This is a genomic window from Shinella curvata (genome assembly GCF_022899935.1).
In the GTDB taxonomy this organism is placed as follows: Bacteria; Pseudomonadota; Alphaproteobacteria; order Rhizobiales; family Rhizobiaceae; genus Shinella; species Shinella curvata.
In genome coordinates, this window is sequence record NZ_JALJCJ010000001.1 from 882,223 (window position 1) to 898,018 (window position 15,796).

Genomic DNA, 15,796 nt, shown 5'->3' on the forward strand with positions numbered 1-15,796 from the left:
ATTAATCGATAACACTGATTACACTCTCGCCAAACATTTGGAAAAATACGGCGTATTCATGCAAATCGTTCTGATTGAGACATTCCTCGACCTGATGGAAACCCGTAACTTCAACCGCACGGCGGAGCGGCTGAACATAACGCAGTCCACCGTCACCCACCGCATCAATGCGCTGGAGGTGCTTTTTGCCCGAAAACTCTTCGCCCGCAACAAGGGCGGCACGCAACCGACAGCGGCCGGCCTACGTTTTCTCGACCACGCAAAAGCCCTGCAACATCAATGGCATGAGGCGACACGCGCAGTGGAGACGGCCGGCGCCTATGAGCGCTCGATGCGCATCGGCCTGCAGCACGATCTGGCTGCCCACTATGCAGGCGACTGGCTGGCCGCTGTCCGCAAGGAATTGCCTGCGACCTCGGTCTATCTCGAGGTCGACTATTCCAGTCAGATGAACCGCGATCTGGGCGCCGGCGACCTCGACCTCGCCATCCTTTTCACCCCGCATTACCTGCCCGACCTGCACTACGAGCGTATCGGCGACGTGCATTACGAGATGGTGAGCAACAAGGTGAGCCGGATCGAGGATGTACGACCGGAAGACTATATCCAGGCCGTCTATTCCCCTGCCTTCGACCGGCTGCACCGGCAGGCGCATCCCGGCCTCTCCACCGCGCCGATCGCAAGCGGCGAAACCACCGCCATCCTCGCTCTGATGCAGAAGCTCGGCGGCTCGGCCTTCGTGACGGAGGCGGATGCAAAAAAACTCCTACGGACAGGCGCCGTCAGCCGCGTAGCCGGCGCGGAACCGATTTCGCAGGCCGTCTATGCCGCCGTCAACGTGCGTACCCGCCATGCCCACCAGCATCGGCGCATCATCGCCGTGCTTCAGGCGCTACTTGCGGCATGAGGCATTGAAACACGCAGGACCGATGCCTATTAACGGGCAAACCACACCGAATGAAGGAATCGCCCATGGCCGCCCGTGACCGCTATTCGCGCAAACTCGAATGCGCCATGTGCGGCAATTCCGGCTATGCCGAGGTCTCGGAAGACGACATGCCGACGCGCAAGGATCCGGATTTCAAGATCGATGCGCTGCCCATCGGCTTCCTCACCGAGCGCCCGTCGAAATATCCCGACAGGCACATGATCCGCTGCCGCTGCGGCCATATCTTCAAGTTCCAGCAGAAGACGGTCTATGCCGAGGGCGGCGAGCCACGACGGCGGTAACGACGGTTGTCCTCGGGGGTGGCGAGCGCGGTTGCCGAGGCTTAGCAGTCTCTGTTTCTTTGTGATCGCGGCCCTCTCCTCCTCTCTGCCGTCATCCTCGGCCTTGAGCCGAGGATCCATGCGGCAACCTCAACGCTTGTGGCATGGGTCCTAGGGTCAAGCCCGAGGATGGCGGATGAGAGGTTCGCGGCTTCCCCAAAAAGTAGCGCGTACCTTTAAAGTTCCGACATCGCGCATAGCCCGAAAAATATTACCCCCGCCCGACGAAGGGCATGTTGGTCGCCATTACCGTCATCGTCAGGACATTGGCGTCGAGCGGCAGACTGGCCATGTAGATCACGGCATCGGCGACGTGCTTGACCGACATGGTCGGTTCGCTTGCGATCTCGCCGTTGGCCTGCAACACGCCGGCGTTCATCTTCGACGTCATGTCCGTCGCGGCATTGCCAATATCGATCTGGCCGCAGGCGATGTCGTATTTGCGCCCGTCGAGCGCCGTCGACTTGGTGAGACCGGTGATGGCATGCTTCGTTGCCGTATAGGGCGCGGAATTCGGACGCGGGGCGCTCGCGGAGATCGAGCCGTTATTGATGATGCGTCCGCCGCGTGGGGTCTGGTCCTTCATGATGCGGAAGGCGTGCTGCGTGCAGAGAAAGGCGCCCGTGAGGTTGGCGGCGAGGATGCTCGACCATTCCTCGAAGGGAATATCCTCCAACAGAGCCGGCGACACATTGGAGCCGGCATTGTTGACGAGCAGGTCAAGCCGCCCGAATTCCTGCCTGACCGCGGCGAACGCCGCAGCGACCGCGCCGGGATCACCGACGTCGCAGGTGATCGCGCGAACAGGATTGCCCGTTTCGCCGGAAATATCAGCCGACGCCTTCTCCAGCACGCCCGCACGGCGGCCGGTGATGACCACGGCATACCCTTCGGCGCTGAGACCCCGTGCAATGGCAAGGCCAATGCCCGTGCCACCGCCCGTCACCAGCGCGATCCTGTCGTTTCCGGTCCTGCCCCAATCGGTCATATCAGCTCCCCGCCGTTCTCATCCAGATCCGCCTCGCCGCGCCCACCGAAAGCGACCGCCGAACGAGCCGGACCAGAAGGAACGGTGCGGGACAGGCGCGGCGGCGCAGCGGGGCGTGCTTGCCCGTTCTACGTCGTGTCTCCGCACTTGACCAGCAGGGGCGTGATCGCCCGGCAGGGGCGGCCCGCCGGGAGAGATGACAGAGCGTCAGGAATGCAGATGGATTCGCTCGCGGCGTTCACGCATCGCCACAAGCTCTTGCTCGATATGAACTTTCCGGGCGTCGTCCATCGCGGCTGCGATGGTCTGACTGATCACCTGGACACAATGCTCGGAGAGCGGTTCGGAGGCTCCGTGGCACTCTGCGGCATGGAGTTTGCTAAGTGCGCTGGCAAGAAGCCGCGCATAATCTTCCGGTTTGCGACCCATATTCCCCACCTTTTTTGCTTATACCCACAGAAAACCACAAAATGCGGCAAAAAGCCACAGCTTTGTCACATGCAACACGAAAATATTTGGGGGTTTCACAGCACCATTCAGCGCCGGAATGCTGGAAAACGAGATAGTTCAGGCATGAAGTAATGGGGCGCCGAAAAAAACTCATCCGGCGGCAGGAAACACGATCTCGGCCTGAAAGCCGTCAACACGTCCCGGTATGGGCGAGGTCAGCACCAGGCTTGCCCGCATCTGCTGGAGCAGACGCTCCGCGATGGAGAGCCCCAACCCTGAGCCGGCGGCTGCGGTTCTGCCGCGCGCAAAGCGCTTGCGCACCGCTACAAGCTCCGCCTCGGAAAGACGCGGCGCCGCGTTGGAGATGCACACATTGCCCTCGCCCGTCAGCCGGATGTCCACCGGCGCGCCGGCCTTCCCATGCAGCAGCGCATTCTCGATCAGATTGCGCAGCACGATCGCAAAGGCATCGGCCGCGCCTTCGCAAAGCCGCGGTACGGCGAGTTCACTCGAAAACCGGATCCGCTGCGCATCGTCGGATGCGCGCTGGAAATCGGTGACGACGACACCGACGACGTCGGCGATATCGAATGTGGTTTCCGCGACACCGATGCCCGCTTCGGCGCGGGCGAGCTGCAGCAGTTTTTCGGTGAGCTTGGTCAGCTTCTGCAACGATGTCTCGATCTGCTGCGCGCGCGTGCGGGCCGGAGCGTCTTTCAGTTCCGTCAGCAGAAGCTGCGTCTGGGCCAGCGCACCGGCAATAGGCGTGCGCAATTCATGTGCACTGTTGGAGGTGAATTCCCGCTCGGCGGCGACCACCGCGCGCAAACGCGCAAGCAACAGGTTGACCGAGCGCAGGATCGGCTGCAGCTCGACCGGCAGATGCGTCGCCTCGATGGCCGCAAGATTGCCGCCATCCTTTTCCGCGATCGCCGCCCGCAGCGTCTCCACCGGTGCCAGTGCGCGCCTCACGGCTAACCAGACGGCGGCAATCGTGATTGGCACGATGAGCAGCACCGGCAGCAGCAAGGCGAGCGAGCCCTCCCGCGTCGCCTCCTCGCGCTCCTCCGCCGTATCCTTGACCTGCACGAAGATCGTGCCGTCAGCCGCCGTCGCGGTGTAGATTCGCCCGTTCCCGGCCTGCCAGAACCCCGTCCTCAACGGCGCCTCGAACGGTCTGGCCGTGGCCGAGTGCGAATGCAGAAGCACACGGCCCGTCAGATCGCGCACCTGATAGGACAGATATTCCTCCTCTGCCGGCGGGCGCGACGCGTCGATACGTTGCGGTGTTTCCAGATCATCGCGGCGACGCAGGTCGTCGAGAAGAAGCGGCGTCAGGCGCTCGGCCGTCTCCTGAAGGGCACTGTCGTAGATTTCGCCGAACTCGTCGTGCATGATGAGCGCACCAAACCCGACGGCGACCAGCCAAAGTGCCGTTATGGTCACGGTGATCCACAGCATCAATCGCCCGGCGAGGCTTTTCCGTCTCGGGCGAGCGGCCCGGCGGCCGCCCTTCTGAGGAGCGTCGTCCGTCATCGTCCCAGCCTGTAGCCGATACCGCGCAGCGTCTCGACGCAATCCTTGCCGAGCTTCTTGCGCAGCCGGCTGACATAGACCTCCACCGTGTTGCTCTCGATCTCCGAGCCGAACGCGTAGAGCGCCTCCTCGATCTCGCCCTTGGAGACGATGGCGTCCGGGCGGTTGGCAAGCCGCGCGAGAACGGCCCACTCCCGGCCAGAGAGATCGACCGGCTCGCCATCGCGCAACACCCGGCGGTCGGCGAGCCGGATGCTCAGCCGGCCTGCCTCCAGCACCGGCAGCGACGACGCGGCGTAGCGCCGCGCGACGGCCAGCATGCGCGCACCGAGTTCGCCGAGATTGAAAGGTTTCACGAGATAGTCGTCTGCACCGCTGTTGAGGCCTTCGATCCGGTCGGAAATCTGGTCGTGGGCGGTGAGGATGATCACAGGCGTCACGGCACCCGCACGACGCAGCTCCGTCAGCAACGCCAGTCCGCGGCCATCGGGCAGGCGCAGATCGAGAAGAACAAGATCGTAATCGACCGTCCGCGCCGCCGTCCGGCCGTCGTCCAGCGTCTGCATCCAATCGACGGCATGGCCGAGGCCGGCGACATAGTCCCGCACCGCCTCGCCCAGAACGGCGTCGTCCTCGATCAAAAGAATTCTCAAGCCGTGCTCCCGGAACCGGTAGCCACAATAGGCGTCGCCCCTTCCGCTCGCAAGCATGCAGCCCGCCCGCCGATCCGGTCAACTCGTCGCGCCGAGCCGGCAGGCCGAAACGAGGTCGAGCGCGGGGTCCCGCACCCTGGTTTCCACCCGCATCATGCCGAGCACGGAGTGAAACAGATTGTCGTGCGATTGCGGCCTCCTCGTTTCGTCGGCGAGGCAGTCCGCCGAATAGGCGGCCTTGGCATCCTTCCCGAGCCACAGCACGAAGGGCACATGCGTCTGCTGCGGCGGTGCGATCATGTAGGGCGCACCATGCAGATACAGGCCGAATTCACCCAGAGATTCGCCATGGTCGGACATGTAGAGCATGGAGACGTCGAGCCGGTCTTCCTGCCCGACCAGCCGGTCGATCACACCTGCCAGGATATGATCCGTGTACGCGATCGTGTTGTCATAGGCGTTGACGATCTCCTCGCGCGAGCAGTCGGAGAATTCCGCGCTGCGGCAGTCGGGCTTGAAGCGGCGAAATTCTTCCGGGTAGCGCTGGGAATAGGCGGGACCGTGGCTGCCGATCTGGTGCAGCACCAGCACCGTGTCGGTCTTCACAGAACCGATCCAGGCGTCGAGATCCTCGAGCAGCACCTCGTCACGGCATTCGCCGTTGCCGCAATGGCGCGGATTGCCGTCCTTTATGACCGAGCGTTCCTTCACCCGTGCGGCGATCTTCTTGCTGCCGGTATTGTTATCCCACCATTCCACCTTCACGCCGGCATGGGAGAGCACATCCAGCAGGTTCTGGGTCTCAAGCCCCTTGCGGTGGGAATAGGCAGCACGGGTAAAGACGGAGAACATGCAGGGCAACGAGACCGCTGTCGCCGTGCCGCAGCTCGTCGTTTCCGGAAAATAGTAGATGTCCCTCTTCGCCAGCTCCGGATTGGTGTCGCGACCATAGCCGCCGAGCGAAAAATTGTCGGCACGCGCCGTTTCTCCGGCAACGACGACCATGAGGCGCGGCTTGCGTTCGCTCAAAGGAACGTCACCGACCCGCGCATCCTCACCGAGCGGCGCGGCGACGATGTTGACATCGCCGGATTCACCGACGGCGAATTGCACGGCCGTCACCATCGGCACGAACGGGTTCAGCGCCTCGAACCAATCATGATGCGCGCGCACGGCGGCAGCATAGACACGGGCATGGGAAAGACCGGCGACGAGCGCGATGACCAGCGCCGGCACGATGACGGCAAGATTACCCCGCACCTTCCACAGAAACGGACGGTGACGAACCCGGACCCAGACGAGTAGCAGTGAAGGCAGCACGCCGAAGGCCAGCATATGCAGCATGAAACCGGGCGTGATCATGTGCCCCGCCTCGGCGCTGTTGGTTTCGGCGGCGTTGCGGATCATCTCGATGTCGATGACCACACCGAACTGGTCCATGAACCATGCGCCGGCAGCACTGGCCAGGATGAGAAAGACGAAGATCGGCTTCATCACATATTTCACCGAGACGGCGACGCAGAACGCGATATAGAGGAAGGCAATGCCGATGGCGATGGAGGCGAAGGTAGTCGGCCGCCCCTCGAGATAGAGCCAGCCCTTCGACCAGAAACTCTGATTGGAAACAACCAGCAGATAGAGCGCCGTCAGAACACTGACCGTTATGCTGCCGAGCTCGGGCCGCCACAGCCAATTGCCGTGCTTTGCTCCAGTGTCTTCACCCATCGTCTTCCCTTCCGTCATTCACGCCGGCGTTCCGCATGAGGAAGCGCAGCCTGCCCGTCCCTGCCGGGACAAGCTGACAGTCGGCTGAACGGCGCCGACAACGCGTTCAGCGGCGCGTCAGCTTTTGCGGCTACAAGGGACCAGGCTATGCGTGAGGTGACATTTGAAACCGAGACTGTTCCATCCGGGAACGCTGTTCGTGACCGCTCTGATCGTCACGATCCTTGTGATCCCCTTCGCGCAAATGCAGCTTTCCAGGCAGCACGCCGGTGACGTGCAACGCGTCCTGTTGTGGCGCGCCGGCTAGAACCGTGCTTTTGCGCTTGGCGTTTCCAGGCTGCAAAAACAGATTGCATTTCGCAATCGGTTTTGCGACAAAGAAACACCAATCGCGGAGGTCGTCATGAAGCCCGTTCTCTACGCTCATCCCTTTTCCAGCTATTGCCAGAAGGTGCTGACTGCCCTTTACGAAAACGGGACCGACTTCGAATACCGCCTGCTGGACCACAACGACGCCGAGACACTCCTCGATTTCGAGACACGCTGGCCGATCAAACGGTTCCCCATCCTCGTCGACGGCGATCGTCAGGTTATGGAGGCGACGGTTCTCATCGAATATCTGGGGTTGCACTATCCGGGGCCGGTCAAGCTCATTCCGGAGGACCCGGACAAGGCGATCGAGGTGCGCATGCTCGACCGCTTCTTCGACAACTACGTTTCAACGCCGCAGCAGAAGATCGTCTTCAACGCGATCCGCCAGGAAGCCGACCGTGACCCCTATGGCGTCAGGGAAGCGCGCGACATGCTGGAGCGCGCCTACGCCTGGCTGGACCGGCACATGGAGGGCCGCGTCTGGGCATCGGGCGATACATTCACGCTTGCCGATTGCGCCGCCGGACCGTTCCTGTTCTATGCCGACTGGACACATGCCATCGATCCGGCCCTCACCCATGTGCATGCCTATCGCAAGCGCCTGCTCGACCGCCCCTCCTTCGCCCGTGCCGTGGACGAAGGCCGACCCTTCCGGAAGTACTTTCCGCTTGGAGCGCCCGACCGCGATTAGTCCACCGTCCAGGATGGGCATGGTGCCTTGAAGCAGCACAGGCCGTTGTCGCAGACGACATAGAGGCGGTCAGCCGCAGCAAATGACGTGACAAGAGAAACCGACAAGAGCGCTGTGCGAAAACCGCGGCGGAGCATCATGCCGCATCCTCCTGTGAAGGGCGACCGCAGAGCAGTCAGTTCGGCCCCCGGTCTTCAGCGCGCATTTCGGCAAGGGCACGGATCGCGTCTTGCCGCCCGGTTTCGGCAAGCGCCTCCAGCAACCGCGCGGCATCGATGCGCATGCCGAGGTTCTTGTAGGAGAAGGCGCGCAGGATCATCAGGTCCGTCGGCTCCGCGCGAAGCTGGTTGCGCTGGTCGAGAAAACCGATCGTCTCGCGATAGCGCCGGGCGCGGAAACTGCTGATGGCCCGGTCGGCAAGAATGGCGACCTGAAGCTCGGCACCTCGGCTATGATCGAGCTTGGCCTTCGTCGCGGCAACGGCGGCATCGCTGGTCAGGCCGGCGCGCAGATAGGCAAGGCTCTGGCCATAGGCGGCATCGCTGCGCGTGCGCCCCTCACCCGTCAAGGCCACTTCGAAGGCCTGAGCGGCTTCCAGTGGCCGGTTGCGTTCCATCAGGCACCAGCCGAGCGTCAGCGCATGTGCTGGCGGGAGGCCCACAGGATTGCGCGTGCTGCGGCAATCCCCCACGGCATTGCTCGGACGCCGAGCCGTGCGCACGACGCGTTGCGGCCGCGCGGCAACGTCCTCGACGACCTCGCGGGTCACGACACGCTGCCCGGCATACGCAAGCCGTGGCTGACGCTCGGTGACAATCTGCGTCCTGTCGTCCGGATCGTCCTGTTCACCGAGCCGCGCTATGCGCTCCGAACGCCCCGCCCAGGCCTGCTTGACGGCCGCAAGGCCGGCTTCATCCTCAAGGCGCAGCCGCGCAACACCGAGACCGTAGGCGGCGGGTTCATAGTCCGCCTTCCATTTCAGCACCTGCGCGAACCATTCCCCGGCGGTAACCGGTTGGTCCATGGCCAGCGCATACCAGCCGAACTGCTCGCCCGTCTCGGGATGCTTTTCCTCCAGCGTCACCTGCGCGATGCGGTTCAGCACCTTGGCATCGAGCTTTTGCGGCGGATCGAGAGCCAGGAGATTGGTGGTCGCGGCGAGATAGGTCTGCATCGCCTGCTCGGAGGTGGTCCGCCAGGCATACATCACATCCTCCGCTTCGCCCGGCATCTTGCGGGCCAGGAGGATGAGGGCGAGCCCCTGCGAGGCAGAGGCGGAATCCTCGACCGCGCGCGCCTTGCGAAAGAACGGCTCGGCGACGGCGTTCTGGTCGCGCCGGAGATGATACCAGCCGAGCAGCAGCGCGTCGGAGGCCAGCTCCTCGTCCGTCACCAGCTTCTCCACCAGCTTCAGATAGACGGGCGCCACGGTGATTTCGGCATTCTCGTCACCTTCGCCGACGAAACGGCGGGCGAGATCGGCGCGGATCGCATCGAATTCCTTGACGCCATCAGGTCCGGCGCGCTCCCGGGAGAGGAGGTCCTGCATGTCCTCGTAGTCGAGCAGCGTCGACGCCTTCTGCACCGTCGCCACGCGCACCGGCGCGTCCGTGCAATTGTCGAGCATATAGCCGTAGGCATCCTTGGCGCGCTGCATGCGGTCGGTCTTGACGAAGGCCTCGGCAACGCGCCACAGCACATCGGCATCCGAGCAGGTGAGCAGGCTCGGCGTTTCCGCGCCGAGACGCACGACATCCTCGCTCTTGCCCGCATTCGAGGCGGTGATAAGTGCGGTGCGCTTCTCCGCAACATCAAGACGCTCGACGAGATCCGCCGGGGGTGTCCATTGCGGATCCTCCTGCTGGCGCTTGGCGATCGCCGCACGCACGTCCGCATAGCGCGACTGGCTGTAAAGCGCCCACATCGCCTCCAGCTGCTTGTCTTCGTTGACAGGCACGGCAAGCGGGTTTTCCGGCGGGGTCCAGGTGGGATAGAGCGCACGCAGCCGCGCGATCTCCGCATTGAGACGGGCCGTGTCGCCACGCGACGCGAAATACCGCAATGCGCTTTCATCGACCGCGGGGCGGCTTTCCGCCGTTTCGACAACGGTACCGGTCTTCGCCTGACTGCTTTCGACCTGTGCAACTTCCAACCGGGGTTGTTTGACGGCCGCAGCCGGAAATTCTTCCGTGCTGCCGGTTGCCACGTCGTCCGTCCCCACGCCTAGGCGCGGCAATCCCTTCGTCAGGCTGTCGGGCACGCCAAAAGACAGGCCGGCGACACCCGCCGCTCCGGCCGAGGCCAGGACAACCGCCATGAGGATCGACTTCATGCCGAGCTTCCTTCGGTACACCATCAACAAGGCTCCCCCGAACTGCGACGATACGCATAGGCAACGCCAAGCGCCTCGCAGGAGAACCAACGAGCTTCGATAAAACCGCGATAGGGTTAACCCGCGGTAAACAAGCGCTCGTCAGTGTTGCGGCCGCTCGTCAGACCGGACGGCCAAAACGACGCAAAAGTCCTGATGTCGCAATGCCCAGAAGGATAGACAGGACGCAGAAGATCATCGCATAGGCGAGGATGTTGGACGAAAGCCAGTTCGCCGCGATCAACCGAAGATTGGCGAAAGTCCAGGGTTGCGTGGCAACGAAACGCGTGCGGCTGACCGCGCGCGTATCGAGCGCTTCGACATCCTTGCTTTCCAGCGTGATATAGCCGTCGAGCTGTTGCCAGCGTGCATCCTGCGCCACGGCATTCATGCCGGCGCGCAAATCCGCACCCGTGGGAGCCGAGACCACCGTCCAGACGGCCGTGCGTCCGGGGCTGTCGCCCTGCGCGACCAGGAAGCGCGACGCATCGTCGGGCGTCACCGGCGCTTCCTCGCCCGGCAAGAGGCGCAGCGAGGAGAGCGAAATGTCGAACGTCTCCTGCAGCCAGGCCTCGAAGGCGGAAAACTGTCCGCGCCAGGAACCACCCCGCACGCGCGACTGCCATTCATTGAGCGCATCCTGCGTCGCACCCTGCCCTGCGTCGCCGCCGGCACCGCCCCAGCTTGAAGCGCTCTCGGCCTCGATATGCGTCTGCGCCAGCACCAATGGCGGAAGCTGCGAGATCGTGCCGAAGAGAAGCGCATCCCGCTCGCCAATCGCAAGTGCGGAGGATTCCGGCCGAACCTGCAAGGCCCGGCCGCTCGAAACGGCCATCTTGCCGAGGAAGGTCGCGCTGCTCGACAGCGTATCCGTATCGAGACGGTCGAGATAGAGTGCGATCGGATCGACCGCCCGCGAATAGGGAAAGCCCGTGCCGGAGAGCGCTGCGAGGTTCGGCAACTGCGCGATACGGGCAAAACGCGGCATGCGGAACTCGGACGTGTCGAAAAGCGCGAAGCGCGGCTCCTCCGAGGCGCTGGAACCCGGCGCGCAAACCTTGTCGGCCGCCGTCATCAGCACGGTCTCGATATCGATACGGTTCGGGCCGGGCCGGAAATGCCGCATGGTCACGCGGATCGGAAGGTGCCTGAAAATGCCGCCGTTGCGGCTGGTGATCGGCACCGTCGAGGCGATGTTGCCATTGACATAAATATCGACGTGACTGCCCGGCTGCACCTCGGCCGAATAGGCCGCATCGAGCAGCAGGGTGGCCTCTCCATAGGCGCCGGCGAAGAAATCCGAGGGGATGCCGACATCGAAGCCGGTGCGCAGGCGCCGGCCGCTGAACTCGGCCGTGCGCACGCCGAGCGACGCCAGTCTTAGCGTCGTCGCGCCTGATAGGAGCGGCATTTCCGCGGCATTGCGCTGGCGCACGCTGAGCGCCTCGCGCGTCACGCCAAGCGGCCGGTCGATGGGGGAAACCATGCCTTCCACCGCACCCTCGATCGAGGGCCAGTCAGGCCCGCTGACGACAAAAATCTTGCGATCACCCGCAGGCGCATCGACGAAGGTGGCCACCGCCGAGACACTGGCGGACGATGGCAGGCCCGGCAACAGCGGCGAAAGGTCCGCCGCGGTGCCGACCATGACGTGCAATTCGCCCGCCCCGCCCGTCACGGGCAAGGTATCGACCACGTCGAAGGTCTGGTTCGGCATCTTCGCCATCAGGGCAAGGCCCTGGCTGAGCCGCATCAGCGCATTGGTGGTGATGGGCTGGCCCATTTCGGGCACGATCATCGTGAACCTCGTCCGGCCATCCGGGCCGACGCCAATCGCCGCAATGTCATCGGTCGTGAGCAGGCGGCCGCTGGTGTCACGCGACACCGTGAGATAGGTGCGCGCCGGATCGAGTGCAGTCCAGAGGTCATAGGTCGAGCGGATCGTGCAGTCGGTGCGATGGCGCTGCACGGCATTGAACGTCACCCGGTTGACGCCCGGCCGCAGCAACCCGGCCGGCAGTTCGAAGCGCATATCCTTCGTGCCCTCCGGCGACTGCACGGGCGTCTCGCCAACCGTCACGTCGTTGACAATGACGGTGAGGCCGGAGACTTCCGGCGCGACGACGACGGCGTTGGAGTAACCGAGATTGATCGAGGTCGCCGCTGCCGCCTGTTGCGGCGTCAGATAAACCGGAAAGGAGTGGCTCGCCGCCTCCCCTTCCAGCATCAGCGTCGTTGCGGGAATGATGTAGCGACGCGCGGCAACATCCGGAACCTCCGCCTTCTTTTCCGGCACCTTGGTCTCGACGGCCGGTGTGCCGTCGTCGGAAGCCGCGGGCTTCGTCTCGACGGTCGGCCCGCGCTCCCCCGACATGTCGAAAGGCACAGTCGCCTGCTGGGCGAACGCGGTGGAGGCGGAAAGCGCGAAAACGAGGCCGAACAGAGCGGCCTTTGCGGGAGGGAACATCACGATGTGGTCTCCCCCTTGCGTGCGCCCCCGAAGCTGCGCACGAAATAGAGGAGCCCGCGGCTCGTCTGATAAGCAGCGATACCGAGGAACCACAGGGTGCCGCGGAACAGGCCGGGATTGTAGCGGCGGGAGACCTGGAAGTCGCTCCACTGGTTGGAATTGGCGAAAATGAGGTCGGCGACAAGCGAATGGTGGCGTGCCACTTCCGGCATGAAGCGGCAGCCGACAGCCATCACGCTGCCAAGGCTTTCGACATTGCGCACCTCGACGGGCAGCGATTCTTCCTCCGTCGCGCCGGAGGGCGTAAAGCGCAGGTAACCGCGCGTATTCGCCTCTATCTGCCCTTCCAGCCCGAAGACCTGCACGCGCGCGCCATTGGCCGAAACGTTTTCGAGCGTCGACGGATAGTCGCGACCATCGATGACGAAGGTGCAGCGGCGCTTGACCGTCACGCGCCGGCTCGATGCCCTTTCGCTGCGTTCGGACACGACGCCCAATGCACAACCGGCGATCAGGAGATTGAGAAGGTTCCAGCCGCCCACCACGAAGGTGACGTCGGCCTTGAACGGCTCGGCATAGAAACGGTAGACGCTGACGAGGAAGGCGACGAACAGCACGCCGAAGATGACGAAGAACGGCCGGCTGATTTCCGACAGGCGCGAGACACTGATCGACTCGTCTTTCGCCGTCACCTTGAAGGTCGGCTTGGTCGGATTGAGCATGACCGAGACCACGGCCGGCAGCAGGTGCACGCTCTGCACATATTCATAGAGTTCGGAAATCCAGGGCCAGCGGAACGACCCGTAGAGGTAGTTCTGCATCATCAGATTCACGAGCATGTAGGCGAGCGTGTAGCCCAGGAACTCGCCGCCGGAGGCGGTGAAAATTTCAAGGTCGAAGAAGAGATAGAAGAGCGGCGCGACGAGGAAGATCGTGCGCGGGAACGGGAACAGCCAGAACAGCATGGACGACATGTAGCAGAGCCGCTGCGGCAGCGAGAGCCCGCCCTTGAACAACGGGAAGCGGAAGCGCAGGATCTGCATCATGCCCTGCGCCCAGCGGCTGCGCTGGCCGATGAAACTCGCGAAGGTCGCGGGCTGCAGTCCGGCGATCAGCGGTTTGTCGACATAGACGCTGTTCCAGCCGCGCGAATGCAGCGAAAGCGCGGTCTCGCAATCCTCGGTGATCGAGAGGCCCGAAAAGCCGCCGGCTTCGTTGAGGGCCGTGCGCCTGAGCACCGCTGCCGAACCGCAGAAGAACGACGCGTTCCATTTGTCGAGGCCGCGCTGGATGATGCCGTAGAACATCTCGTTCTCGCTCGGCATATTTTCGAAGGTGCGCAGGTTGCGCTCCAACGGATCGGGATTGAGGAAGAAGTGCGGCGTCTGCACGAGGAAAAGCTTGGGATCGTCGGCAAAAAATCCGACGGTCTCGCGCAGGAAGTCGCGCGCCGGCGCATGGTCGGCATCGAAGATGGCGATGAGTTCGCCGGTCGAATACTGCATGCCGTTGTTCATGTTGCCGGCCTTGGCATGCTCGTTGCGGGCGCGGGTCAGATAGTTGACGCCGAGATCGCGGCAGAGCGCCTGCAGCTCGCGGTGCCGCGCTTCGGCCGTCTGCGCCTCGATCACGGCGGCGGCGTTGCGCTTCTGCTCCGTGCCGCCGTCGTCGAGCAGCCACACCGTCAGCTTGTCGGCCGGATAGTCCATCGCCTTGGCGGCGGCGAGCGTGTTGGCGAGAAGGCCGATATCCTCGTTGTAGCTCGGCACGAAGACGTCGACGGAAGGAAGCCTCCCCTCCTCCGCCATGCGGCTCTTGCGCGACGGCAACGGCATCGCCACCACGAACAGGCTGAGCGCCAGCATCATGACGCTGTACATTTCGGCGAGGTAGAGCAGAAAGCCGGGGATGAAGTTTTCCAGCTGGTTCAGCGGCGGCAGCGTGCTGGTGGTACGCCAGTAGACATAGCGCAGCACGACGGCCGTGCCGAAGGCGAGCGCGATGAGGCGCCAGATCCCTTCTGCACGCAGCACCTTTATGACCGCCATGAGGGTAACGACCGCGATGCTCGCGATCAGCTGGGTCTGCAGGTTGATCGGCAGGGTGATGACCAGGATCACGAGGGCGGAGACAAACGCCCACAGGATGATCGTTCCGGTATGTCTCATACGCCGTCCTTCGCCATCATAGCGTTCCAACCCGGACCTTACGCATCATTATGTTAAGGAAAAATTAGGCCGGGCGGCCGCTTTGTCAATTACAGGTTGCCGATCCCGCCTCTCCTGTAACACAAACGGGTGACGGCACCACGATCGCCTCATCCCCCGGGGTTGTGGTCGTGGTCGTCACCGAACCGCCGGTGGGTGACGGCACGACGACGACATCCTTCGCCACCACCTGCTCCGTACGCTGGCTGAGGGGCTTCGCTTCGGTCACACGACGGGCGACAGGCGCCTGCTCGACCGTCTCGACGCTCGCCACCGCGCGACGCGGTTCCTCGATCGCGACACGCAACGGCTTGCCGCCCCCCACCCCGGCATCCACCGCCGCCGGAGTCCCATAAGGGTTCCATGTCGCGCCGGTGAAGCCGCCGACGATTGTATAGCCATACATCAGCTCGACCAGCTGCTTCTCGCTTGCGCCCGCCTGGCAGACGCGCAGGCGGATCTGCAGCATGCCGAAACTGTTCATGAGGTTGCGGTCGGCCTCGTCCGAACGGATCTGCTGCCAGCCGTAGAGGCAACCGTCATTGCCGGCGCCCGGTCCATAGGCGTAGCCGAAGGGGCCATAGGTGTTGCGCACGAAATTGCTGGAGATCGTCAAACGCCCGTCGGGAAAGTGACGGCGGATTTCCGCCTGGATCGCCGAATGGCGCACCGGCTTGAAACTCAGCGTACCGCCCGGCATCGCAACCGTCTCGGCCGGACCGAACGCCTGAATGCTGATGAAATTCTGCCCCGACGACGAGGCCGAAGTGGACAACGCGATCTGCTGCTCGATGGCGTTGGTGTATTGGCGCTGGATCACGCTGACGATGGAAAGCGTGCCCGGCGCCGGCAGGACGAGCGCACTCGCCGCCGGAACGGTCGAGGAAAGCGTGGCAACGCCCGCCCCCGGCCGCGCCGCGCAACCACCAAGAAGCGCTGCGGCCAGCGCCACAAGCAGGGAGCCCGCCCGAAAGACGCCGCCACGGCCGAAAAAACGAATCGCTGCCGAATCATCCATGACTGACTCATATTTGGACCGGAGCCGAATAGGAATCCCCAGATCC

At 63.6% G+C, this 15,796-nt stretch carries 13 protein-coding genes; 3 read left to right on the forward strand and 10 right to left on the reverse strand.

Going from position 1 to position 15,796, the window contains the following annotated elements; all coding sequences use genetic code 11:
• The first annotated feature begins 58 nt into the window (after positions 1–58).
• Both MUU55_RS04210 and MUU55_RS04215 read left to right on the forward strand, forming a co-directional pair.
• Positions 59–907, forward strand: coding sequence for a LysR family transcriptional regulator (locus MUU55_RS04210; protein WP_244759498.1), 849 nt, complete (start codon positions 59–61; stop codon positions 905–907).
• Between the two features lie 65 nt (positions 908–972).
• Positions 973–1,230, forward strand: coding sequence for a hypothetical protein (locus MUU55_RS04215; protein ID WP_244759499.1), 258 nt, complete (start codon positions 973–975; stop codon positions 1,228–1,230).
• A gap of 250 nt (positions 1,231–1,480) precedes the next feature.
• Here MUU55_RS04215 and MUU55_RS04220 read toward each other — a convergent pair whose 3' ends face one another.
• The 6 genes from MUU55_RS04220 to MUU55_RS04245 all read right to left on the reverse strand — a co-directional run bounded on the left by MUU55_RS04220 (position 1,481) and on the right by MUU55_RS04245 (position 7,048).
• A complete protein-coding gene (locus MUU55_RS04220; protein ID WP_244759500.1) occupies positions 1,481–2,257 on the reverse strand; it encodes an SDR family oxidoreductase in 777 nt (258 codons plus the stop codon).
• Between the two features lie 207 nt (positions 2,258–2,464).
• Complete coding sequence (locus MUU55_RS04225) at positions 2,465–2,686, reverse strand: hypothetical protein (protein ID WP_244759501.1); 222 nt, start codon at positions 2,684–2,686, stop codon at positions 2,465–2,467.
• Between the two features lie 171 nt (positions 2,687–2,857).
• The gene (locus MUU55_RS04230) at positions 2,858–4,243 is read right to left on the reverse strand and encodes a sensor histidine kinase (protein ID WP_244759502.1); all 1,386 of its coding nucleotides are present in this window, start codon (positions 4,241–4,243) and stop codon (positions 2,858–2,860) included.
• Positions 4,240–4,896, reverse strand: a complete 657-nt coding sequence (locus MUU55_RS04235) for a response regulator (protein WP_244759503.1) — start codon at positions 4,894–4,896, stop codon at positions 4,240–4,242. The genes MUU55_RS04230 and MUU55_RS04235 overlap by 4 nt, the downstream gene beginning before the upstream one ends.
• Before the next feature lie 78 nt (positions 4,897–4,974).
• Positions 4,975–6,621, reverse strand: coding sequence for a phosphoethanolamine transferase (locus tag MUU55_RS04240; RefSeq protein WP_244759504.1), 1,647 nt, complete (start codon positions 6,619–6,621; stop codon positions 4,975–4,977).
• A gap of 145 nt (positions 6,622–6,766) precedes the next feature.
• Entirely contained in the window at positions 6,767–7,048 is a 282-nt protein-coding gene (locus MUU55_RS04245; protein ID WP_244759505.1) for a hypothetical protein, read from the reverse strand.
• Here MUU55_RS04245 and MUU55_RS04250 point away from each other — a divergent pair.
• Positions 7,025–7,684: a glutathione S-transferase family protein gene (locus MUU55_RS04250; RefSeq protein WP_244759506.1), complete on the forward strand. Its 660-nt coding sequence runs from the start codon at positions 7,025–7,027 to the stop codon at positions 7,682–7,684. The two genes, MUU55_RS04245 and MUU55_RS04250, sit on opposite strands and share 24 nt — an antisense overlap.
• Before the next feature lie 175 nt (positions 7,685–7,859).
• Here the strand turns inward: MUU55_RS04250 and MUU55_RS04255 are convergent, their stop codons facing one another.
• The 4 genes from MUU55_RS04255 to bcsN all read right to left on the reverse strand — a co-directional run bounded on the left by MUU55_RS04255 (position 7,860) and on the right by bcsN (position 15,750).
• Positions 7,860–10,016: a cellulose synthase gene (locus MUU55_RS04255; protein WP_244759507.1), complete on the reverse strand. Its 2,157-nt coding sequence runs from the start codon at positions 10,014–10,016 to the stop codon at positions 7,860–7,862.
• A gap of 160 nt (positions 10,017–10,176) precedes the next feature.
• Positions 10,177–12,522: a cellulose biosynthesis cyclic di-GMP-binding regulatory protein BcsB gene (locus MUU55_RS04260; RefSeq protein ID WP_244759867.1), complete on the reverse strand. Its 2,346-nt coding sequence runs from the start codon at positions 12,520–12,522 to the stop codon at positions 10,177–10,179.
• Positions 12,522–14,693, reverse strand: a complete 2,172-nt coding sequence (gene bcsA / locus MUU55_RS04265) for a UDP-forming cellulose synthase catalytic subunit (RefSeq protein ID WP_244759508.1) — start codon at positions 14,691–14,693, stop codon at positions 12,522–12,524. Before bcsA ends, MUU55_RS04260 begins: the two co-directional genes overlap by 1 nt.
• An 85-nt stretch (positions 14,694–14,778) precedes the next feature.
• The gene (gene bcsN / locus MUU55_RS04270) at positions 14,779–15,750 is read right to left on the reverse strand and encodes a cellulose biosynthesis protein BcsN (RefSeq protein WP_244759509.1); all 972 of its coding nucleotides are present in this window, start codon (positions 15,748–15,750) and stop codon (positions 14,779–14,781) included.
• Between the last annotated feature and the right edge of the window lie 46 nt (positions 15,751–15,796).